The organism is Mesorhizobium sp. M0563 (genome assembly GCF_040321065.1).
In the GTDB taxonomy this organism is placed as follows: Bacteria; Pseudomonadota; Alphaproteobacteria; order Rhizobiales; family Rhizobiaceae; genus Mesorhizobium.
In genome coordinates this window covers 105,444-123,926 of the sequence record NZ_JAMYQV010000014.1, presented here as the reverse complement: position 1 = coordinate 123,926, position 18,483 = coordinate 105,444, and the positions used below count along the sequence as shown (strand labels likewise).

Genomic DNA, 18,483 nt, shown 5'->3' with positions numbered 1-18,483 from the left:
CGGCCATTGATCGGCTGTTGGCGATGCTGGCATTTCCGCGCCGTTTCGCAGCGCATGCAATTTCCCATGGCGATTTCCCCTCGCAATGACCCGCGTCGCGCGTTTCCAACCGGCTCTCACCATCTGCAAAAATACTTTAGTTGTGGCTTGACAATTTGTGTCATCGGCGAAATACTCAAGTCCATGCTTAACTATTCCGAGATCGACAGCATCCTGCGGGCTCTTGCCGAGCCGACGCGGCGGGCAATCCTGGAAAGGCTGGGCCGCGGGCCGGCCACCGTCAGCCAGCTGGCGGAGCCGTTCGGCATGACCTTCGCCGCGGTGCTCCAGCATCTCCAGGCGCTGGAAGCGTGCGGGCTGATCCGCAGCGAAAAAATCGGACGCGTGCGCACCTGCCGGATCGAGCCCGGCGGGCTCGCCCCGCTCGCCGACTGGATCGCCGCGCGCCGCACGCCGGCCGAACGCCACCTCGACCGTCTCGGCCAGATTCTGGCGGAGACTGACCAACCGAACGCAACACTCCACGACCAGGAAAAGGACGAAGAGAAATGAACCAGATTGCGCCCGTGAACGACCACTCCGTCATCCATTCGACCTTCACGATCGAGCGGACCTATCCGCAATCGCCCGAGCGCGTCTTCTTCGCCTTTTCCGACAAGGCGACAGTGCGGCGCTGGCGCGTCGAAGGTGACGGCTTCACCATCGCCGAGTTCACCTTCGATTTCCATGTCGGCGGCGGCGAGGTTTCGCGGTTCAGCTATCAGGGCGGCCCGGAAATCAGGCTCGATGCGCAGTTCCAGGACATTGTCCCTGACCGACGCATCGTATTTTCCTACCGGATGGCGGTCGGGCCGCAGCCGCTGTCGGCGTCGCTCACCACCGTCGAGCTCGCACCCTCCGGCGACGGCACTCGCCTGACCTATACCGAACAGGGTGCGTTTTTCGATGGCATTGATTCAGCGCAAGGACGCGAAGAGGGCACGCGCGGGCTGCTGCAGGCGCTCGCGGCCGAGCTTCAGAAAGCGAAGTAGTAGGTGTCGGCATGCCGGGCGGAGCCCAAACAGCAATCCGCCCGAATTGCTTCCGCTATGCTTTACTCGCGAGCCAGACGATGTGACGAGCGCCGCGCTTGCCGTGAGCCCGCACCTTAACCTCGTCGACCGTGAAGCCCGCCTGCTTGAGCCTTCGGGTGAAACCTGCGTCAGGGCCCTGCGACCAGACCGTCAGCACACCGCCGGGCTTGAGCGCGGCGCGTGCGGCGTTGAGGCCGGCGCCGCTGTAGAGCGCGTCGTTGGCCTTGTAGACGATGCCCTCGGGGCCGTTGTCGACGTCGAGCAGGATCGCGTCCCAGGCCGAAGCTTGCGATCGGATGAGCTGACCGACATCGGCCTCGCGAATGCCGACGCGCCGGTCGTCAAGGCAACCGTCGAAAACCTCGGCCATCGGGCCGCGCGCCCACGTCACGACTGCCGGCACCAGTTCGGCAACAGTGACCTGCGCATCGTCGCCGAGCTCGGCCAGCGCCGCGCGCAAGGTAAAGCCCATGCCGAGGCCGCCGATCAGGATGCTTGGGTTCAGGCGGCCGGCAATCCTTTGGCAGGACAGTTTGGCCAGCGCCTCTTCGGAACCGCTGAGCCGACTGTTCATCAGCTCGTTGGCGCCAAGCATGATCGAGAATTCGCCGCCGCGCCGTTTCAGGCGAAGCTCCTGTCCGCCGTCAGTCGCTTTTGCCGAGTCCAGTTGAAGCCAGGGAATCATGCTCGATAGTCTTTGAGCATGATCTTGTCCGAAAACCGGTTCCCACTTTTCGCTAACGCGGACCTTCGGTTCAGGATCATGCTCTATGCCGCCAGTGCCGGCTGACTCCAGCGGGTGGCAAGCAGCCGGTAGGGGATCAGCGCCACCACCGCTATGACCAGCTTGACGCTGAGATCGCCGAGCGCCCAGGATATCCAGCGCATCGTCTCGACTGGCAGCATGCCCATGAGCGGTGCGGTCTCCAGCGCAAAGCCATCGTTCGGCCCGGCGAAGGCGAAAGCCGCCGCGAAGGCGACGGTGAAAAACACCACCGTATCGAAAACGGAGCCGACCAGCGTGCCGACGATCGGCGCGCGCCACCAGCTCTGCCGGCGCAGTCGGTTGAACACGGTGACGTCGAGCAATTGCGCGGTGAGGAAGGCCGCACCCGACGCCGCGGCAATACGCACCAGCCGGTCGGCGGCGGTCTCGAATTCGATCAGGCCGTGGCGAAACAGCAAGGGCGGGATGACGATCGAGCAGACCACCGCTGTCATGAACCCGACAAAGACGATCCTGCGCGCCACCGCCGGGCCGTAGCGGCGATTGGCGAGATCGGTGACCAGGAAGGAGAACGGATAGGTGAAGGCGCCCCAGGTCAGGATGTCGGCCAGCGACAACCCGCCGATTGCGCCCTGCATCGGAAACTGCACGAGGATGTTCGAGGCCACGACGACGAGCGCCATGGCGGCCACGAAGGGCAGGTATCGCGAGAGGAAAATCATTTTTTTATCCTGGGTAATGGAACCAGCGGAACGCGATCCGGAGTTCGGATCGGAAGGCGGCTGCCGCCGAAAAATTCAGGCGGCCGGCTGTTCGGCGAGCTTCTTGGCGATCTGCTTCTTCAACAGGCGCGCGCGCTGCGACAATTCCTTGGCATCGGCCTTGGCCAGGAAGGCATCGAGGCCGCCGCGATGCTCGACCGAACGCAGCGCGTTGGCCGAAATGCGCAGGCGCACATTCTGGTTCAGCGCTTCAGAGATCAGCGTCACATTGACGAGATTGGGCAGGAAGCGACGCTTGGTCTTGTTGTTGGCGTGGCTCACATTGTTGCCGGACATGACTGCCTTGGCAGTGAGTTCGCAGGTGCGGGACATGATACTAACCTTCGGTTCTCGGTCCTGGCCAAACATTCGACCCGCGCCGGGTGGCGCGCGGTTTCGGTCAGGCGGCCTTATGGAAAAAGTTGGCGTTCCATAGTTGCATTTCGCCGATGCGTCAAGCTTGGGGTTGGTTCGGGAGAGGGAATTGCACCTTCAAGAGATGAGCACCAGTGGCGAAGCTGCCGATCTCCCCGCTTGCGGGGGAGATGGCCGGCAGGCCAGAGGGGGTGCTGTCCCTCCGACTTAGCTCCGTTGCAGCCAAAACTCTCGGCACTGGGAGGATAAGCTGGATCTTGGCGATCCTTCCCACCCCCTCTGCCCTGCCGGGCATCTCCTCCGCAAGGGGGAGATCGACAAATTCATCGAGCGCCACATTTTGTTCTTGCTTTGTGCCGGCAGCTATGCTACTAATTTGGGTATGGTGCTGATTCGCGCCGACGACCCGCCCGCCGAGGCGGGTTTTTCATTTCTGGCTTCCGTCACCTCCCACCGACCAGCCCCAGCGTTCCCTGCCGACGCCGCCTTCACATAAAGGCCGGAATTCAGCCTATAAGCGGTCACACAGGGACATGCCAGATCGCCCGTCTCCGGTCGACAATCAAGGACCCGCCATGCCTCGTTCTTTCCTCCATGCCCTGGTCGTGCTGTTCGCCGTCGCGCTGTCGACGACGGTTTCGGCCGCCGAGCCGCAATCCTTCACGGGCGAGTATTCGGTGTCGTTCCTCGGCCTTTCCGTGGCCAAGGCGAAATTCTCCAGCCATTACGAGGGCGACACCTATTCGATCGAGGGCAGCGTCTCCAGCGCCGGGCTCGCCACATTGTTCGACGATACGCGAGGCACGATCTCATCGAAGGGCAAGATTTCGGGCAAGCAGTTGCAGCCGCAGGCGTTTCGCGCCGACTACACGTCCGGCAAGAAGGCGTCGATGATCGACATCCAGTTTGCCAACGGCGTGGTCACCTCGACCAAGGTCGTGCCTGAGCCAAAGAAGCGCAATCCCGAGAATTGGATACCGCTGGTCGGCAGCGATCTCGTATCCGTCCTCGATCCGATGGCCGCGACCGTCATCCATGCCGACAGCCTCGACCAGGTCTGCGGGCGCACGGTGAAGCTCTATGACGGCGAAATGCGTGCCGATCTGAAACTGACCTACGAGTCGAAAGGGTCGATCTCGGTGGCCGGCTACGAGGGCGATACGGTCACCTGCAGGCTGGGTTTCGAGCCGGTGGCCGGCTACCGCAAGAACCGCAAGGCGCTGAACTACCTGAAGAAACGCAGCCGCATCATGGTGACGTTTGCACCGGTCGGCCAAAGCGGCGTATATGCGCCGATCCGCGCCACGGTCAGCACGCAAATCGGCCCGTTGACGGTCAGCGCGGAGCGGTTCGAAGCAGACGAATAGGCGTGATGGTGCGCCGCCAATGGGCCACGGGGCGACGGGTATGGCGCGCGCAACACTGATCGGCTTCTCCGCGGTCGCCATGTGGGCGCTGCTGGCGCTGTTTACGGATGCTTCGGGTTCGGTGCCGCCGTTCCTGCTTTCGGCAATCACCTTTACGATCGGCACCTGCGTCGGCCTGGTTGCCCGGCTGTTCATGCCGGCAGCCGATGGCGCCGCGAAGATACCGCGCCAAGTCAAAATACCACGCAAAGTCTGGGTGATCGGCATTGCCGGCCTGTTCGGCTACCACTTCTTCTACTTCACCGCGCTGCGCAATGCGCCGGCCGTCGAGGCCAGCCTTATCGCCTATCTGTGGCCGCTGCTGATCGTGCTGGGATCGGCGCTGATGCCTGGCGAGCGGCTGGCCTGGAACCATATCGTCGGCGCGCTGCTCGGCCTTGCCGGCACGGTCCTGATCGTCACCAAGGGCGGCGGACTTGCCTTCGATGCACGTTATGCCTTCGGCTATGCGATGGCCGCCGTCTGTGCCGTGGTGTGGTCGTCCTATTCGCTGTTATCGCGGCGCTTCCCGTCGGTGCCGACCAGCATCGTCACCTGGTTCTGCGCCGCCACGGCGGCACTTTCGCTCGTCTGCCATCTATTGCTGGAAGAAACGGTGCTGCCCAACGGCGCCGGCCAGTGGCTGGCCGTGCTCGGCCTCGGTCTGATGCCGGTAGGGGCGGCGTTCTATGCCTGGGACATCGGTGTCAAGCGCGGCAACATCCAGGTGCTGGGGGCGGCAAGCTACGCCGCGCCGCTGCTGTCGACACTGGTGCTGATCGCCGCCGGCTTCGCCGAGCCGTCATGGCGCATCCTCGCCGCCTGCGTGCTGATCACCGGCGGCGCGGCACTGGCGGCGAAATCGCTGTTGCTGCGCAAGAGGGCCACGAGCGAGGCAAACGCTTGATGCCGTTTCCCGGCGGCATCGATGCCAATGCCAATGCGACGCTGCTGTTTTCATTGGCGGCGGCGGTGATCTATGCGGTCAGCCTCGGCATGCCGCCGCGTCTTTCGCGGTCGGCGGCAAGGACATTGGCGGCGGCGATGCTGGCGGTGCTGGTCGTGCAGCAGAGCGGCCCATGGCTGCTCGTCGCCGCACTGGGCGTCAGCGCCGTCGGCGACGCCTTCCTGTCGCGCGACGGCGAGAAGGCATTTCTTGGCGGCGCGGCCAGTTTTCTTGCCGCTCATGTGCTTTACTTCGTGCTGTTCCTGCGTGCCGGCGGCGGCCTCGGGCTGCTTCTGGCCGAGCCGTGGCGGGCAGCGATCGTGCTGGCGATGGTCGTGTTGGTGCTGGCGATGGTTTTCGCGCTCCGGCGCCGCGTCGGCCCGGCACTGCGCCTGCCGATAGGCCTTCGTGTGGCGGCAATTCTCGCCATGGGCATTGGCGCGCTTACCCTGAGTAGTGCCTGGGTCATCGGTGGCGTCGCCCTGCTCATATTGTCCGACGGGCTGCTTGCCGCGGAAAAGTTCCTGCTGCCCGCCATCTCGCCGCACCGTGCCTGGATGCGCCATGCGGTCTGGGCGCTGTATTACGCCGGCCAGCTGGCGATCACCCTGGGTTTCGTTTTAGGCTAGGCATGTCGATATTCAGATGATGCCGGCCTGCAAACGGCGAAAGATCCGACGCCTGGTGCCCATGGGCAAGCCTTTGTGACGCAATCCTCGAGGTCGTCAGATCAGAGGGTAAAAATTCTCGCTTGACCTAGAGCTGCTCCAGCTTGGTAGCCTAGCGCACAATCGGCAGGGTAGGCGACACATGCGCATTTCGGAGGCGGCAGCTACAAGCGGACTGGGTATCGACACTATCCGCTATTATGAAAAATTGGGTTTGCTTCCGAAGGTCAGGCGAGGACGTGACGGGAGGCGGGACTTCTCGGCAGAGAACGTCGAATGGCTAATACTCCTGTCCTCGCTGCGCGAGACAGGTATGCCCATGGAGCAGATGCGATACTTTGCGCGGCTTTATCAGCGGGGCAGCGAGACTCTGCCCGAACGGAAAGCGGTTCTTCTTGATCACGCAGCGCATCTGGACAAGCGGCGAGCTGCGTTGGATGGCTGCGCCGAACTCCTTGCCTACAAGCTCAAACGATATGACGAGATGGCAGAAGAAATATCATGAGAATTATTGTCGTCGGCGCGGAAGGTGACATCGGCAAAGCGGTTTGCGACGAGTTGGGTTCCCGCCACGCGATCATCAAGGCCAGCCGCTCTAGTGGCGACTTTCAGGTTGATATGGCTGACCGCGCATCGCTCGATGCCATGTACGCCAAATGTGGCAAAGTGGATGCCGTCATCTCTACCGCAGGCAATGTCCATTTCGGGCCGCTTGGCAAGTACACCGAAGAGACGTTCATGCTTGGCCTGCGCCATAAGGTCATGGGCCAGGTCAATCTGGTGTTGGCAGGGTTGGCCACTGTCAGCGATGGCGGCTCGTTCACACTGACTAGCGGAGTGCTCGACCGCGATCCCATTCGGATGGGAACAGGGGCGGCAACAGCGAACGGCGCGCTCGGCGGTTTTGTCCTTGGTGCGGCGATCGAGATGCCGCGCGGTCTTCGCATCAATGTTGTGAGTCCCGGACTTCTGGACGTGTCGTGCCGAGATATGGCGAGTGGTTCCCCGGTCACGAGCCCGTTTCGTCGAAACGGGTGGGGCTCGCCTATGCGAAGAGCGTGGAAGGGGCCATCACCGGCCAAGTGATCATCGTCGGGTAGTTTCGCAGAAATCCTAAGTGTTGGGACATATTGGTCGCCCCCTGAATATCAAGGGTAGTTTCCGTTGCAAAATTTCGGAGGTTCGAGAGTGACTCTTGCGACAACCTGAACGACGGCTTTCCATCCTGAGCGGCTGTTGTCGTTGGGTACCAAGCGTCAGGTCTTCACCACTACGGCGTGCCCGGCAGCCAGCCTGGTTCGGCCAGTTCGAAGGCGGAGAAATCGAAACCCGGCGCCACGGTGCAGCCGACCAGGGTCCATTCGCCGAGGCTGCGTGCTGACTGCCACCAGCCTGCCGGCACGACGATCTGCGGCCGCTCGCCTGCGGCAAGCGCCGTGCCAAGGATCTCCTCGATGACGGGACCGCCTTCTCGATGTATCGACAGCGCCAGCGGCGCACCGTCATAGAAGTGCCAAACCTCGGCCGCGTCCTTGACCCGGTGCCAGGCCGACAATTGGTCCTTCTCCAGAAGGAAATAGATCGCCGTCGAATGGCCGCGCGTGCCTGCCGCGCCGTCGCGAAAGGTTTCGGCATACCAGCCGCCTTCCGGATGCGGCTTCAGGCCGAGCAGGGCGATGATTTCGGCGGAACTGGTCATGCCCTAGCTCCTGGTGCCGCTCAGAAATTGTCCTTGCGCTTGCGGATCTCGGCGAACACTTCGGCGTCGGAGGCCTTTTCCAGGCCGAGATGCCTGCGGATCGCCGGATCGTGCCAGCGCAGGAACGGATTGGTCGACAGTTCCTCGCCGATCGTCGTCGGCAGCGTCGGCTTGCCGTCGGCGCGCAGCGCCTCGATCTTGGCGGCACGCTCTTTCAGCGCCGAATTGGTCGGGTCGACGGTCAGCGCGAAACGGGCGTTGGCCAGCGTATACTCATGTCCGCAATAGACGACCGTCTCGGCCGGCAGCGCTGCGAGCTTTTTCAGGGATTCGTACATCACCGGCGGCTTGCATTCGAGCAGCCGCCCACAGCCGAGCGCAAACAGCGTATCGGCGGCGAATGCCACTTTTGACGCCGGCAGGTGATAGGTGACATGGCCTGCGGTGTGGCCGGGTGTGGCGATGACCTCGATCCGCTCATCGCCGAGGTGGACGACCGAGCCTTGCTCGACGGTTTCGTCGATGCCGGGAATCTTTGCCTTTTCGGCTTCCGGCCCGACGATGCGCAGCTTGAAACGCTCCTTCAGCGCCAGATTGGCCTCGACGTGGTCGAGATGGTGGTGGGTGGTCAGGATCATCGTCGGCGCCCAGCCGGTGCGCTTGATGGCGGCCAGGATCGGCGCCTCTTCTGGTGCGTCGATGAGCGCCGTCTGGCCGCTTTTGGGGTCATGCACCAGCACGCCGAAATTGTCGCTGCGGCACATGAATTGTTCGATCTCGACCGGCATCATATCTCTCCGTTTACAGGCGCAGACATAGGGCGCCTGCCAGCCGATGTCATCTGCCTTTGTTGAACTTGGACTGCTTCGAAGCTACCGTTCCGCCCATGCATTCAGATATTGTCGACCTCCGTTCCTTCTATTCGACCACGCTCGGGCGCCTGGCCGAACGCTCGATCACCATGGCCCTGTCCTCGATATGGGCTGTCGTGCCCAACGAGCGGCTGGTCGGCCTCGGCTACACCTTGCCGTGGCTGGAGCGCTTCGGCAGCGATGCCGAGCGTGTCTTTGCCTTCATGCCGGCGACGCAGGGCGCGGTGGTCTGGCCGGCGACGGGGCCGACGGCGACCGCGCTGGTCTTCGACGAGGAGCTGCCGCTGGTCGATTCCTGTATCGACCGCATGCTGCTCGTCCATTCGCTCGAACATGTCGAGAACCCGCGCGAGACGCTGAACGAGATCTGGCGGGTGCTGTCGCCGGCCGGCCGTGTCGTCATCGTCGTGCCCAACCGGCGCGGCGTCTGGGCGCGCTTCGAGCATACGCCTTTCGGCAATGGCCGGCCGTTCTCGCGCGGCCAGTTGACCGAATTGCTGCGCGAAGCGAATTTCACGCCGGCGGCATGGTCCGATGCGCTATTCTTTCCGCCGTCGCCGCGACGTTTCATGATGCAGTTCCACAATGTGCTGGAACGTGCCGGCCGGCGCTTCTGGCCGATCTTTTCGGGCGTCATCGTTGTCGAGGCGCAGAAGCGGCTCTATCAGGGCGTCCCGGTGGCGCAGCGCGCCTCCCGCCGCGTCTTCGTGCCGGTTCTCTCGCCGCATGGTGCGCCGACGCTTGGCCGGCTGTCGCCGGCCGAACGTCCGGCGTCGCCAGGATGACGCGTTCGTGATCCGACGCAGGCTTTTTCTCACCTATCTGTCGCGGACGGGTTCGCTGCCCGATTGAAGGCATACGCGGTCGATCCTATGACCGGGGTTTAGCACCGCTTCCGAATGCAAGGATCCACTCATGGCTGATCATCCGGATGTCGAGCCCAGCGCCCAGAAGCTTGCCACGTCGATCGAAGCCAGCAGCCTGCGTGAGCAGCTGGCAACAATCAAATTGGCGCTGACCACCTCGCCAGTGCGAAAACAATTGCTTTGGGCAGCGATCGGCATCGTCGCCGTCATCGTGGCGAGCTCGATCGGGCAGGTTCTGCTCAATCGCTGGAACCAGCCTTTCTACGACGCGCTGGCGCGGCGCGACATGCCGGCTTTCCTGCATCAGCTTCTGGTCTTCGCCGGCATCGCCGGCGGGCTTGTGGTGCTCAATGTCAGCCAGACCTGGCTCGACCAGATGCTTCGCCTGAAGCTGCGCGAGGCGCTGACGCTCGACCTGATCGGCGAATGGATGCGGCCGGCGCGTGCCTTCCGGCTGACCCATGCCGGCGCCATCGGCGTCAATCCCGACCAGCGCCTGCAGCAGGATGCCGGGCATCTCTCCGACCTTTCGACCGGTCTCGGCATCGGCCTGCTGCAGTCCTGCATCCTGCTTGCCTCGTTCGTTGGCGTCTTGTGGTCGCTGTCTTCCGGCTTCGTCTTCCACATAGGCGGCCATTCGCTGGCCATACCCGGTTACATGGTCTGGGCGGCGATCCTCTATGCGGGCACAGCTTCGTGGTTGAGCTGGCTGGTCGGGCGGCCGCTGATCCGCTTCAACAACGATCGCTATACGCGTGAGGCGGAACTGCGCTCCTCGGTGGTTCGCGTCAACGAGAATGTCGATGCCATCGCGCTTGCGCATGGCGAGGCCGATGCCAGGCGCCGGCTCGAATTCGACCTTGGCATGGTGCTGGGCGCCATGCGGCGCATCTACAGCGCCCAGATCAATCTTTCCTGGGTAACCGACACCTATGGCTGGATCACTGTCGTCGCGCCGATCCTCGTCGCTTCCCCGGTCTATTTTGCCGGCGATATCAGCTTTGGCGGCTTGATGATGGCGGTCGGCGCCTTCAATCAGGTCCATTCCTCGCTGCGCTGGTTCATCAACAATATCGGCGGCATCGCCGATTGGCGCGCCACGCTGATGCGGGTCGCCGACTTCCGCATCGCGCTTGGCGACACCGACGCGCTGCACGATACGGAAAGGCGCATTTCGTTCGGCGAAAATCCCGACGGCAGCCTGACCTTCGAGAAGCTCGAGATTGCCTCGCCGGACGGATGCACCAAGCTTGCCGAGCCGCATGTCGAAATCCGAGCCGGCGACCGCGTCATGATCACCGGAGATCCGGGCGCCGGCAAGACGCTTTTCTTCCGCGCCATTGCCGGTCTGTGGCCATGGGGCAGCGGCCGGATCGGCATGCCGGCCGGAGAAGCGCCGATCTTCGTTCCGCGTACTCCCTATTTCCCGCTCGGCAGGCTGCGCGAGGTGCTCAACCATTCAGACGGCGCGGCGGAGGCGAGCGATGCCGAGATTTCGGAGGTGCTGGCCGATGTCGGGCTGCAACGCCTGTCGTCCTCGCTCGATCACTCGGCGCGCTGGGAGCGTGAGCTCAGCGACGACGAGCAGCGTCTGCTGGCCTTTGCCAGGCTCGCCTTGCGACGGCCGAAATGGGTGATCATCGACGAGGCGCTGGACGCGTTCGACGGCGCGACGCTGAGGCAAGTGCTGTCGATGCTGGACAAGCGCCTTCCCGACGCCGCGATCCTCAATATCGGCCGCGGCCAGCACAATACCCGCTTCTTCCCGCGAGCGTTGACCATCGTCAAGGATGCCGGCCAACCGCCCCTCAAGCCGGCCCGTGTCAGGGCAGGCGCCATCGAACCGCCCCCGATTATCGCCTCGGCCCGCCGAAAGAAATAGAAGCCAAGCTTTATTTCGCCGCGATCGCGGCGAAAAACTATCGCGATCGTTTCAGATGGGAACGTTCCGATCGGCCATGCTTGACGCTCTCGCCCTGCTCGCCTGCCTTGCCTGCGCCCCGGCAGCACCTGTGGCCGCGCCCGCCAATGCCATTGCCGTCGACGTCGAGCTGGTGCTGGCCGTCGACATCTCGCAGTCGATGGATGAAAGGGAGTTTGCCCTGCAGCGCGCCGGCTATGTCGCGGCGCTGCGCCATCCCGACTTCATCAATGCCGTGCGTGCCGGCCCTTCCGGCCGCATCGCCATCGCCTATTTCGAATGGGCCGGCACCATCCGGGACGATGCGGTCATTGCCTGGCACGTCATCGACAGCAAGGAGAGCGCCAACGCTTTCGCCGACAAGATCGCGGCCCGCCCGTTCAGGAGCTTCCGCGGCACCTCGATTTCCGGTGCCGTGGCCTTCGGCGCCGAGCTTTTCGATGGCACGGCCTTCGTGGCCAAACGCCGCGTCATCGACGTCTCTGGCGATGGCCCAAACAACACCGGCTTGCCGGTCACAACGGCACGCGATGCGGCGCTGGCGAAGGGCATCGTCATCAACGGGTTGCCGATCCTGATCAGCCCGTCACCGACCTTCAGCCATCTCGACCGGTATTATGCCGAATGCGTCACCGGCGGACCGGGCTCGTTCGTCCTGCCAATCTATGCGGTTTCCGAATTCGCCACCGCCACTCGCCGCAAACTGATCCTCGAGGTCAGCGGCGTCGAGTATCCCAAGGAGGATCCGAGGACGATCCGCATCGACGCACCGATCGACTGCCTGCAAGGCGAGCGCGACCGGCGGTTTTTCTCCGACCCGTATTTCCCGGAACTCGACCGGTAAGGCTTGCCCACGGGTAAGCTAGGCCGGTGGCAGGCCGAAGGCCGGGAACAGAGATGGCCCGAGCGGCCCTATGAAGATCGTCAAGGAAGCGAACCCGCCCTCGGCTGGCTCGAACACATGCAGGGAATGGGCCCGCCACGCCGGGTCATCGTGGCTGCGGGAATAGACCCCGACCGCCGGCTGGCCATTGGCCGCGGTGGCCAGCGTGCGGAAGCCGCCGAACCTCGGCCAGACGGTCTCGAAGAAACCGCGGATCGCTTCGCGGCCTTGATACCATTCGCGCCAAGGCGGCATGGTATAGATGGCGTCCTCACGCAGGAGCTCGATCAAACCTTCGAGATTGGCGGCCTGCCAGGCCTGCATGTAACGTTCGAGCAGCAGGCCTTCTTCGGGGTTGGGCCGTGATCGGCTGGCCGGCCGTCCGCCAGGATAGCGCGCCGTCAGCGTTGCGCGGGCGCGCTGCAACGCGCTGTTGATCGAAGCCGTCGATCCGCCCAGCAAACGCGCCGTCTCGACGGCCGACCATCCCAGGACGTCGGCAAGCAGCAGCGCGGCGCGCTGCCTGGGCGGCAGATCCTGGATAGCGGCGACGAAGGCGAGCTGGACGGCCTCGCGGCTCTCGTAACGGGCTTCCGGACCTGGCTCGCTGCCGGCAATGTCTGGAAGCTCGGCGTCGGGGTAGGGCTCCAGCCACGCGACGTCAGCTACGGGCCCGCCTATGGCCGCCCCGTGCGACGGCGGCCGTCCGGGTTCCCGGAGAATGCGACGCGCCCTCGACCTCGCCTTGATGGCGTTAAGGCAAGCATTGGTCGCGATCATATAGAGCCAACCGCGAACCGAACCCCGCCCGTCGAACTCCGACCTTGCGCGCCAGGCGCGAAGCAACGTGTCCTGGACGAGGTCGTCGGCCTCGTGCAGCGAACCCATCATGCGATAGCAATGCAGCTTGAGCTCGCGGCGATGCGCGGCCGTGACCTTCTCGAAGGCCAGCCGATCGAGGATCGGCTGGCGTGCCGGTTCCAGAGGTGGTTGAGCGTCTGTCATGCTACTTTCGGGTTCCGGGTCAGGTTTGCATTACGCGCGCCTCAGGCGGCCGGGGCAAGCCCGCTCCCGCTCACCATGAAGGAACTGCCTTGCGGCTGGCCGGTGGCGAGTGCGACCACCGCCCGTCCGACATCGGCCGGCGTCTGCATGTCGGTCATGGCGGCGATGAAGTCCGCCGGCTGGATGCCCATATAGGCCGCGATGCTGTCGACGCCGGCCTTGCCCACGCCGGTCTCCGGCATGATCCGCATCGGCGCGAGCGCCATGAAGCGCAGGCCGAGGCCAAGCCGGTCCGACTCCTTCTGGCTATGACCGGCCAGGAACATCTGCATGCGTTTTGCGCCGGCATAGCCGCCGGCATTGGGTGGTCCGCCGGTCAAGGCCGCGCCGCTGGAGATCAGAACGATCCGGGTTCCCGGCTTGAGCGGACGGCGCAGAGCGGCCCGGCAAAACAGGAACGACGCCTTGACGTCGGTGTCCCAATTTGCCGAGAAGGCCTTCCAGTTCTGTTCATGCACCGGCGCGGAAGGGGCCAGCGCACCTGCGCAGATCACCAGCACGTCCGGCTCAAGCGCGGCGAAGACCTTAGCGGGGGCGGAGTCCACCGTCGCATCGATCGCGAGCGTCTTCACGCCGGAGACCTCCCAGGCAAATTGCGCCAGGGCCTGTTTTCCGCGGGCGACCGCCAGCACCGTCGCTTTCTCCTTGAGGGCGACCTCCGCAATGGAGCGGCCGACACCCCGGCTGCCTCCGACGACGACGACATTCTGATTTTGCAACGATCCCATGGATCACCTCTCTGTTCCCGGCCGCCGGACCATCCAGGCGCGCTCATCGATAAGGACAGCGCAGGTGGGCGGAAATCATCGGTGCCAGGCAGAAATATCTTTCAGGTGACGGCAGCGGCGCGCCAGTTTTGTATTCGGTGTCATTACCTCGGGGGTAATCGACCAGCGCGCAACGTCCCGGCAAACTGCTCCCATCAAGCCGGTTGTCCGGCTTTCGACCACAAGGAGTTACACCATGACCGCCTACGCCGTCGCCCATATGCGCCAGGTCACGCCGGGGCCGCCGATCGTCGAGTACCTGCAGAAGATCGATGCCACGCTTGAGCCGTTCGGCGGGCGCTTCATTGTGCATGGCAGCGAGGTGGACGTGGTTGAAAACACCTGGCCGGGGCACCTCGTCATGATCGAATTTCCAGACATGCAGCAGGCGCGCGGATGGTACCGCTCGGCCGCCTATCAGGAGATCTTGCCGCTGCGCACCGAGAATTCTCAGTCCGATGTGGTCCTTGTCGACGGCGTTGCGCATCCGCACAAGGCCACCGACGTACTTGAATAGGGCAATGATCGGCTACGATCGGCTTCTATGGCGCCGCCATCTGTCCGGCGACACTGAATTTGGATCGCGTCTGCATCGGCAGCTTCACCGCCCCTGCAGCACCTTGATCGCGTTGGACATGTCGCCGTGCGACAATGCAGCCAGATAATCCGAGTAGTTGATCCTCCCGTTCGCGAAGCCGTTCATCAATCGCGTGCAGAACGTGTGTTCCAATCCGGCGTCCGGGACGTTCATGAGCGCGGCGAGGTTTGCCCTTTCAACCTTGCCGAACCGCATCTTGAACTTGGTCATGCACCGCTGGATCGCCTGCCGCTTCAGCGCCGGGCTGCCGCTCAACGCGACTTGTCCATTCTGGAAATCGGTCTTCGATGTCGTACACCCAGAAATCAAAGTGGCCGATATCAAAGCTGTTGCTAATACTAGCGTCTTCATTGCTTCCCCCAAACCAACCCATTTGAGACCTGTTAAAGCAACAAAGAATGCTGGGCAACTTCATTGAATGGAAAACTGAAAATATGGTTTTTTGCGGAGGTCGGAGGTTCGTTGCTTCTGCCTGTTAACCTATCGTTTCAGCAGAAATACCGCCTGCTGGCCGAAAAAGTTCCAGAACCACCACGGCATGGAGAAGCCGATCCGCTGGCCGTTGGCGTCGAGCGCGGTTGCCTTTTCCACCGTCGCGCCCAGCTCGTCGCAGAGATTGACGAAATCGCGAATGGTGCAGAAATGGATGTTGGGGGTGTCGTACCAGTAATAGGGCAGGTCCTTGGTCACCGGCATTCGGCCGTTGAAGAGCAGCGAAAAGCGCACCCGCCAGTGGCCGAAATTGGGAAATGAGACGATGGCGCGGTTGCCGATCCGGAGCAGTTCGTCGAGCACCAGCTTCGGATTGCGGGTCGCCTGCAAGGTCTGCGACAAGACGACAAAGTCGAAGCCCTTGTCGGGATAGAATTGGAGGTCCTTGTCGGCATCGCCTTGAATGACCGACAGGCCGCGCGCCACGCATTCGTTGACGCCGCGCTGCGACAGTTCCAGCCCGCGGCCGTCGACCTTCTTGGTCGCCTGCAGCAATTCGAGCAGCAGGCCGTCGCCGGAACCGACGTCCAGCACCCGCGACTGCGGCGGGATGAGATCGGCGACGACTTCGAGGTCGACGCGCTGGGCGCGGTTGACGCTCATTGGCTCGGCTCCTGCCTGGCGCATGGTCCTGATCCGAAAAGTCTGCAACTTTTCGGGGCCATGCGCTGATGCCTGGCGCATGATCCTGATCCGAAAAGTCTGCAACTTTTCAGGGTCATGCGCTGATGCCTGGCACATGGTCCTGATCCGAAAAGCGTGCAACTTTTCGAGGTCATGCGCCGAGCCCTCTAGCCCGGGCCGCCGAGGCGATGAAGCCTTTGATGGCGGCGAACAGTTCCGGCTCGTCGAGCAGGAAGGCGTCGTGGCCGCGGTCGGTCTCGATTTCGACGAACGATACCGAGGCGCCGGCCGCGTTCAGCGCGTGAACGACCGAGCGGCTCTCCTCGGTCGGGAACAGCCAGTCGCTGGTGAAGGAGACCAGGCAAAAACGGGTCTTGGTGCCGGCGAAGGCATCGGCCAGCCGGCCGCCATGGTCGGCGGCGAGATCGAAATAGTCCATCGCCCGGGTCATGTAGAGATAGGAGTTGGCATCGAAGCGATCGACGAAGGTCATGCCCTGATGGCGCAGATAGCTCTCGATCTGGAAGTCGGCATCGAAGCCGAAGGTCAACGCTTCGCGGTCCTGCAGGTTGCGGCCGAACTTGCGGTGCAGCGCTGCTTCCGACAGATAAGTGATGTGGGCGGCCATGCGCGCCACCGCCAGCCCCTTTTCCGGTCGCTTGCCGTGCTCGAAATATTTGCCGCCATGCCAGTCGGGGTCGGCCATCACCGCTTGCCTGCCGACCTCGTGGAAAGCGATGTTCTGCGAGGAATGGCGGGCGCCGGTGGCGATCGGCAGGGCCGAGAAGACGCGCTCGGGATAGCTGGAGGCCCATTGCAGCACCTGCATGCCGCCCATCGAGCCGCCCAGCACGCTGAACAGCTGTTCGATGCCGAAATGCTCGACCAGCATCAGCTGCGCCCGCACCATGTCGCGGATGGTGATGATCGGCAGGTCGAGCCCGTAAGGCTTGGCGGTTGCGGGATTTGTCGAGGCGGGGCCGGTGGAACCGAGGCAGCCGCCGATGACGTTGGACGAGATGACGAAGAAACGGTCGGTATCGATGATCTTGCCGGGGCCGATCAGCACTTCCCACCAGCCCGGCTTGCCGGTCACCGGATTGGTGTTGGCGACATGCTGGTCACCGGTCAGCGCATGGCAGACGAGGATGGCGTTGGAGCGCGCGTCGTTGAGCGTGCCATAGGTCTGGTAGGCGATCTGGAACGGCGACAGCAGCGTGCCGGCGTCGAGCTTGAGCGGCTTGTCGGCGCCGAAACGCAACACCGGGCTCGACGGCTGGTCGGCCTCGTTGTTGGTTTTTCGCGCGCGCAAAGCGACCATCACATCTCCTTGCCCGGCCTTCAGTTGTCCGCCGGTCCGGGCAACAACCAGTCAGGGCAACAAAAAACCGGCCATGCCTTCGCAAAGCCGGTTACAAGATGCAAACGGCCCTTTAGCAAGTTGTTTAACGTGGCTGCAAGCCGACCGGCCAAATCACCACGGAACTGTCGCTGCTCTTCTAGGACTGACGCATGGCTTCGTCAACGGCAAGTTATTGATCCCGAATTGCCGCCCCTCGACATTCCGGGCCACGGCTTGTATTTCCGCTGCGGCTTCCGGATGGAGGCTTCCTCGACGGATTTCATGGAATGAGCCAGACACCGGATCAGACACGTCCAACGCCCCGCGCCGGCATCATGGACATCGAAGCCTATGTGCCCGGCAAGAGCGCGGCGCCTGAAGGTGTCGTCAAAGTCCACAAACTGTCGGCGAACGAGAACCCGCTCGGTCCTTCGCCAAAGGCGATAGAGGCCGCGCGCGCGGTCGCCGACAAGCTCGCGGTCTATCCCGACGGCAGCGCCAGGCGCCTGCGGGAGGCGATCGCCGACGTGCACGGGCTCAATCCGGCGAACATCGTCTGCTCCAACGGTTCCGACGAGATCCTGGGCCTGCTTGCGCAGACCTACCTCGCGGCCGGCGATGAAGCCATCATCACCGAACACGGCTTCATGGTCTACAAGATCTACATCCAGTCGGCCGGTGCCGTCCCGGTAACGGTCAAGGAGACTGATGAACGCGCCGACATCGATGCGATCCTCGCCGCGGTGACGCCGCGTACCAGGATCATCTTCCTTGCCAATCCGAACAACCCGACCGGCACTTACGTGCCGTTCCAGGAGGTGCGCCGCCTGCATGCGGGCCTGCCGCGAAACGTGCTTCTGGTGCTGGATGCCGCCTACGCCGAATATGTCCGGCGCAACGACTATGAAGCTGGCGTCGAGTTGGTGGGCAGCGCGGAAAACGTGGTCATGACCCGCACTTTCTCGAAATTGGGCCTCGGTGGCGCGCGGATCGGCTGGATCTATGCGCCAATGCACGTCATCGACGCGATCAACCGCGTGCGCGGGCCCTTCAACGTCAATGCGACGGCGATCGAGGCAGGCATCGCGGCGATCCGCGACCGGGCTCATATCGAGCGCAGCGTCGCGCATAACGAGACCTGGCTGGCCTGGCTGAGCGAGCAATTGACCGGGCTCGGGCTGCGGGTGACCCCGAGCGTCGGCAATTTCATCCTGATCCACTTTCCCGAGGACAAAAAGCATTCGGCGGCGGCCGCCGACGACTACCTCAGTGCGCGCGGCTACATATTGCGGCGCGTTTCCGGCTACGGTTTTCCCAACGCGCTGCGCATGAGCATCGGCACCGAAGAGGCTAATCGCGGCGTTGTCGCAGCACTCGCGACATTCCTGAAAAGCTAGG

23 protein-coding genes and 1 riboswitch are annotated in these 18,483 nt (G+C 63.3%); of the genes, 13 read left to right on the top strand and 10 right to left on the bottom strand.

Going from position 1 to position 18,483, the window contains the following annotated elements:
- The first annotated feature begins 183 nt into the window (after positions 1-183).
- Positions 184-552: an ArsR/SmtB family transcription factor gene (locus NKI50_RS18900; RefSeq protein ID WP_352483563.1), complete on the top strand. Its 369-nt coding sequence runs from the start codon at positions 184-186 to the stop codon at positions 550-552.
- Positions 549-1,031 carry an SRPBCC family protein gene (locus NKI50_RS18895; RefSeq protein ID WP_352483490.1) on the top strand — a complete coding sequence of 161 codons (483 nt, stop codon included), beginning with the start codon at positions 549-551 and terminating at the stop codon, positions 1,029-1,031. The genes NKI50_RS18900 and NKI50_RS18895 overlap by 4 nt, the downstream gene beginning before the upstream one ends.
- A 55-nt stretch (positions 1,032-1,086) precedes the next feature.
- On the opposite strand, the gene NKI50_RS18890 is transcribed toward NKI50_RS18895, so the two are convergent.
- The 3 genes from NKI50_RS18890 to rpmB all read right to left on the bottom strand — a co-directional run bounded on the left by NKI50_RS18890 (position 1,087) and on the right by rpmB (position 2,894).
- Positions 1,087-1,758, bottom strand: coding sequence for a spermidine synthase (locus NKI50_RS18890; RefSeq protein ID WP_352717305.1), 672 nt, complete (start codon positions 1,756-1,758; stop codon positions 1,087-1,089).
- Positions 1,759-1,841: 83 nt separating this feature from the next.
- Complete coding sequence (locus tag NKI50_RS18885; protein WP_352717303.1) at positions 1,842-2,522, bottom strand: queuosine precursor transporter; 681 nt, start codon at positions 2,520-2,522, stop codon at positions 1,842-1,844.
- Between the two features lie 75 nt (positions 2,523-2,597).
- Positions 2,598-2,894 carry a 50S ribosomal protein L28 gene (gene rpmB, locus NKI50_RS18880; protein ID WP_006328411.1) on the bottom strand — a complete coding sequence of 99 codons (297 nt, stop codon included), beginning with the start codon at positions 2,892-2,894 and terminating at the stop codon, positions 2,598-2,600.
- Positions 2,895-3,511: 617 nt separating this feature from the next.
- Between rpmB and NKI50_RS18875 the strand changes: the two genes are divergently transcribed.
- From NKI50_RS18875 to NKI50_RS18855, 5 genes are all read left to right on the top strand, one after another.
- Positions 3,512-4,303 carry a DUF3108 domain-containing protein gene (locus NKI50_RS18875; RefSeq protein WP_352495630.1) on the top strand — a complete coding sequence of 264 codons (792 nt, stop codon included), beginning with the start codon at positions 3,512-3,514 and terminating at the stop codon, positions 4,301-4,303.
- Between the two features lie 40 nt (positions 4,304-4,343).
- Positions 4,344-5,249: an aromatic amino acid exporter YddG gene (gene yddG / locus NKI50_RS18870; RefSeq protein ID WP_352641325.1), complete on the top strand. Its 906-nt coding sequence runs from the start codon at positions 4,344-4,346 to the stop codon at positions 5,247-5,249.
- Entirely contained in the window at positions 5,249-5,917 is a 669-nt protein-coding gene (locus NKI50_RS18865; protein WP_352641328.1) for a lysoplasmalogenase family protein, read from the top strand. Before yddG ends, NKI50_RS18865 begins: the two co-directional genes overlap by 1 nt.
- Before the next feature lie 181 nt (positions 5,918-6,098).
- On the top strand, positions 6,099-6,461 hold the full coding sequence (locus tag NKI50_RS18860; RefSeq protein WP_352495627.1) for a MerR family transcriptional regulator: 363 nt from the start codon (positions 6,099-6,101) through the stop codon (positions 6,459-6,461).
- Positions 6,458-7,042 (top strand): short chain dehydrogenase, encoded by a 585-nt coding sequence (locus NKI50_RS18855; protein WP_352641332.1) that lies wholly within the window; start codon positions 6,458-6,460, stop codon positions 7,040-7,042. Before NKI50_RS18860 ends, NKI50_RS18855 begins: the two co-directional genes overlap by 4 nt.
- 184 nt (positions 7,043-7,226) lie before the next feature.
- Here the strand turns inward: NKI50_RS18855 and NKI50_RS18850 are convergent, their stop codons facing one another.
- Both NKI50_RS18850 and gloB read right to left on the bottom strand, forming a co-directional pair.
- Positions 7,227-7,655 (bottom strand): cupin domain-containing protein, encoded by a 429-nt coding sequence (locus NKI50_RS18850; RefSeq protein ID WP_352591166.1) that lies wholly within the window; start codon positions 7,653-7,655, stop codon positions 7,227-7,229.
- A gap of 20 nt (positions 7,656-7,675) precedes the next feature.
- Positions 7,676-8,443, bottom strand: a complete 768-nt coding sequence (gene gloB / locus NKI50_RS18845; RefSeq protein ID WP_352591163.1) for a hydroxyacylglutathione hydrolase — start codon at positions 8,441-8,443, stop codon at positions 7,676-7,678.
- Between the two features lie 98 nt (positions 8,444-8,541).
- Between gloB and NKI50_RS18840 the strand changes: the two genes are divergently transcribed.
- From NKI50_RS18840 to NKI50_RS18830, 3 genes are all read left to right on the top strand, one after another.
- Positions 8,542-9,312 (top strand): class I SAM-dependent methyltransferase, encoded by a 771-nt coding sequence (locus tag NKI50_RS18840; RefSeq protein WP_352591160.1) that lies wholly within the window; start codon positions 8,542-8,544, stop codon positions 9,310-9,312.
- 130 nt (positions 9,313-9,442) lie between these two features.
- A complete protein-coding gene (locus tag NKI50_RS18835) occupies positions 9,443-11,275 on the top strand; it encodes an ABC transporter ATP-binding protein/permease (RefSeq protein ID WP_023721115.1) in 1,833 nt (610 codons plus the stop codon).
- Positions 11,276-11,351: 76 nt separating this feature from the next.
- Complete coding sequence (locus NKI50_RS18830) at positions 11,352-12,158, top strand: DUF1194 domain-containing protein (RefSeq protein WP_352591157.1); 807 nt, start codon at positions 11,352-11,354, stop codon at positions 12,156-12,158.
- An 18-nt stretch (positions 12,159-12,176) separates the two neighbouring features.
- Here NKI50_RS18830 and NKI50_RS18825 read toward each other — a convergent pair whose 3' ends face one another.
- On the bottom strand, positions 12,177-13,202 hold the full coding sequence (locus NKI50_RS18825; protein ID WP_352717299.1) for an RNA polymerase subunit sigma-70: 1,026 nt from the start codon (positions 13,200-13,202) through the stop codon (positions 12,177-12,179).
- Positions 13,203-13,243: 41 nt separating this feature from the next.
- Positions 13,244-13,990, bottom strand: coding sequence for an SDR family NAD(P)-dependent oxidoreductase (locus NKI50_RS18820; protein WP_352641338.1), 747 nt, complete (start codon positions 13,988-13,990; stop codon positions 13,244-13,246).
- Between the two features lie 235 nt (positions 13,991-14,225).
- Here NKI50_RS18820 and NKI50_RS18815 point away from each other — a divergent pair, with 235 nt between their 5' ends.
- Positions 14,226-14,546, top strand: coding sequence for a DUF1330 domain-containing protein (locus NKI50_RS18815; RefSeq protein WP_023721111.1), 321 nt, complete (start codon positions 14,226-14,228; stop codon positions 14,544-14,546).
- Positions 14,547-14,630: 84 nt separating this feature from the next.
- On the opposite strand, the gene NKI50_RS18810 is transcribed toward NKI50_RS18815, so the two are convergent.
- A complete protein-coding gene (locus tag NKI50_RS18810; protein ID WP_352483502.1) occupies positions 14,631-14,837 on the bottom strand; it encodes a hypothetical protein in 207 nt (68 codons plus the stop codon).
- On the opposite strand from NKI50_RS18810, the gene NKI50_RS18805 reads away from it, so the two are divergent.
- Positions 14,836-15,045, top strand: coding sequence for a hypothetical protein (locus NKI50_RS18805; RefSeq protein ID WP_352717297.1), 210 nt, complete (start codon positions 14,836-14,838; stop codon positions 15,043-15,045). The genes NKI50_RS18810 and NKI50_RS18805 overlap by 2 nt on opposite strands.
- Positions 15,046-15,107: 62 nt before the next feature.
- Here NKI50_RS18805 and metW read toward each other — a convergent pair whose 3' ends face one another.
- Together metW and metX are read right to left on the bottom strand one after the other, a co-directional pair.
- Complete coding sequence (metW, locus tag NKI50_RS18800; RefSeq protein ID WP_023721109.1) at positions 15,108-15,722, bottom strand: methionine biosynthesis protein MetW; 615 nt, start codon at positions 15,720-15,722, stop codon at positions 15,108-15,110.
- A 172-nt stretch (positions 15,723-15,894) separates the two neighbouring features.
- Positions 15,895-17,064: a homoserine O-acetyltransferase MetX gene (gene metX, locus NKI50_RS18795; protein ID WP_292661143.1), complete on the bottom strand. Its 1,170-nt coding sequence runs from the start codon at positions 17,062-17,064 to the stop codon at positions 15,895-15,897.
- Between the two features lie 92 nt (positions 17,065-17,156).
- Positions 17,157-17,234: riboswitch (SAM riboswitch) on the bottom strand.
- A gap of 138 nt (positions 17,235-17,372) precedes the next feature.
- Here metX and hisC point away from each other — a divergent pair.
- Positions 17,373-18,482 (top strand): histidinol-phosphate transaminase, encoded by a 1,110-nt coding sequence (gene hisC, locus NKI50_RS18790; protein ID WP_352591148.1) that lies wholly within the window; start codon positions 17,373-17,375, stop codon positions 18,480-18,482.
- Position 18,483 lies beyond the last annotated feature (1 nt).

Coding starts and splice junctions, on each gene's coding strand:
- NKI50_RS18875 (WP_352495630.1), top strand. CDS start 3,512: ATGCCTCGTTCTTTCCTCCATGCCCTGGTCGTGCTGTTCGCCGTCGCG.
- rpmB (WP_006328411.1), bottom strand. CDS start 2,894: ATGTCCCGCACCTGCGAACTCACTGCCAAGGCAGTCATGTCCGGCAAC.
- NKI50_RS18815 (WP_023721111.1), top strand. CDS start 14,226: ATGACCGCCTACGCCGTCGCCCATATGCGCCAGGTCACGCCGGGGCCG.
- NKI50_RS18850 (WP_352591166.1), bottom strand. CDS start 7,655: ATGACCAGTTCCGCCGAAATCATCGCCCTGCTCGGCCTGAAGCCGCAT.
- yddG (WP_352641325.1), top strand. CDS start 4,344: ATGGCGCGCGCAACACTGATCGGCTTCTCCGCGGTCGCCATGTGGGCG.
- NKI50_RS18895 (WP_352483490.1), top strand. CDS start 549: ATGAACCAGATTGCGCCCGTGAACGACCACTCCGTCATCCATTCGACC.
- metW (WP_023721109.1), bottom strand. CDS start 15,722: ATGAGCGTCAACCGCGCCCAGCGCGTCGACCTCGAAGTCGTCGCCGAT.
- NKI50_RS18900 (WP_352483563.1), top strand. CDS start 184: ATGCTTAACTATTCCGAGATCGACAGCATCCTGCGGGCTCTTGCCGAG.
- NKI50_RS18810 (WP_352483502.1), bottom strand. CDS start 14,837: ATGACCAAGTTCAAGATGCGGTTCGGCAAGGTTGAAAGGGCAAACCTC.
- hisC (WP_352591148.1), top strand. CDS start 17,373: ATGAGCCAGACACCGGATCAGACACGTCCAACGCCCCGCGCCGGCATC.
- gloB (WP_352591163.1), bottom strand. CDS start 8,443: ATGCCGGTCGAGATCGAACAATTCATGTGCCGCAGCGACAATTTCGGC.
- NKI50_RS18860 (WP_352495627.1), top strand. CDS start 6,099: ATGCGCATTTCGGAGGCGGCAGCTACAAGCGGACTGGGTATCGACACT.
- NKI50_RS18830 (WP_352591157.1), top strand. CDS start 11,352: ATGCTTGACGCTCTCGCCCTGCTCGCCTGCCTTGCCTGCGCCCCGGCA.
- NKI50_RS18825 (WP_352717299.1), bottom strand. CDS start 13,202: ATGACAGACGCTCAACCACCTCTGGAACCGGCACGCCAGCCGATCCTC.
- NKI50_RS18840 (WP_352591160.1), top strand. CDS start 8,542: ATGCATTCAGATATTGTCGACCTCCGTTCCTTCTATTCGACCACGCTC.
- NKI50_RS18865 (WP_352641328.1), top strand. CDS start 5,249: ATGCCGTTTCCCGGCGGCATCGATGCCAATGCCAATGCGACGCTGCTG.
- NKI50_RS18820 (WP_352641338.1), bottom strand. CDS start 13,990: ATGGGATCGTTGCAAAATCAGAATGTCGTCGTCGTCGGAGGCAGCCGG.
- NKI50_RS18885 (WP_352717303.1), bottom strand. CDS start 2,522: ATGATTTTCCTCTCGCGATACCTGCCCTTCGTGGCCGCCATGGCGCTC.
- NKI50_RS18890 (WP_352717305.1), bottom strand. CDS start 1,758: ATGATTCCCTGGCTTCAACTGGACTCGGCAAAAGCGACTGACGGCGGA.
- metX (WP_292661143.1), bottom strand. CDS start 17,064: ATGGTCGCTTTGCGCGCGCGAAAAACCAACAACGAGGCCGACCAGCCG.
- NKI50_RS18835 (WP_023721115.1), top strand. CDS start 9,443: ATGGCTGATCATCCGGATGTCGAGCCCAGCGCCCAGAAGCTTGCCACG.
- NKI50_RS18805 (WP_352717297.1), top strand. CDS start 14,836: ATGCACCGCTGGATCGCCTGCCGCTTCAGCGCCGGGCTGCCGCTCAAC.
- NKI50_RS18855 (WP_352641332.1), top strand. CDS start 6,458: ATGAGAATTATTGTCGTCGGCGCGGAAGGTGACATCGGCAAAGCGGTT.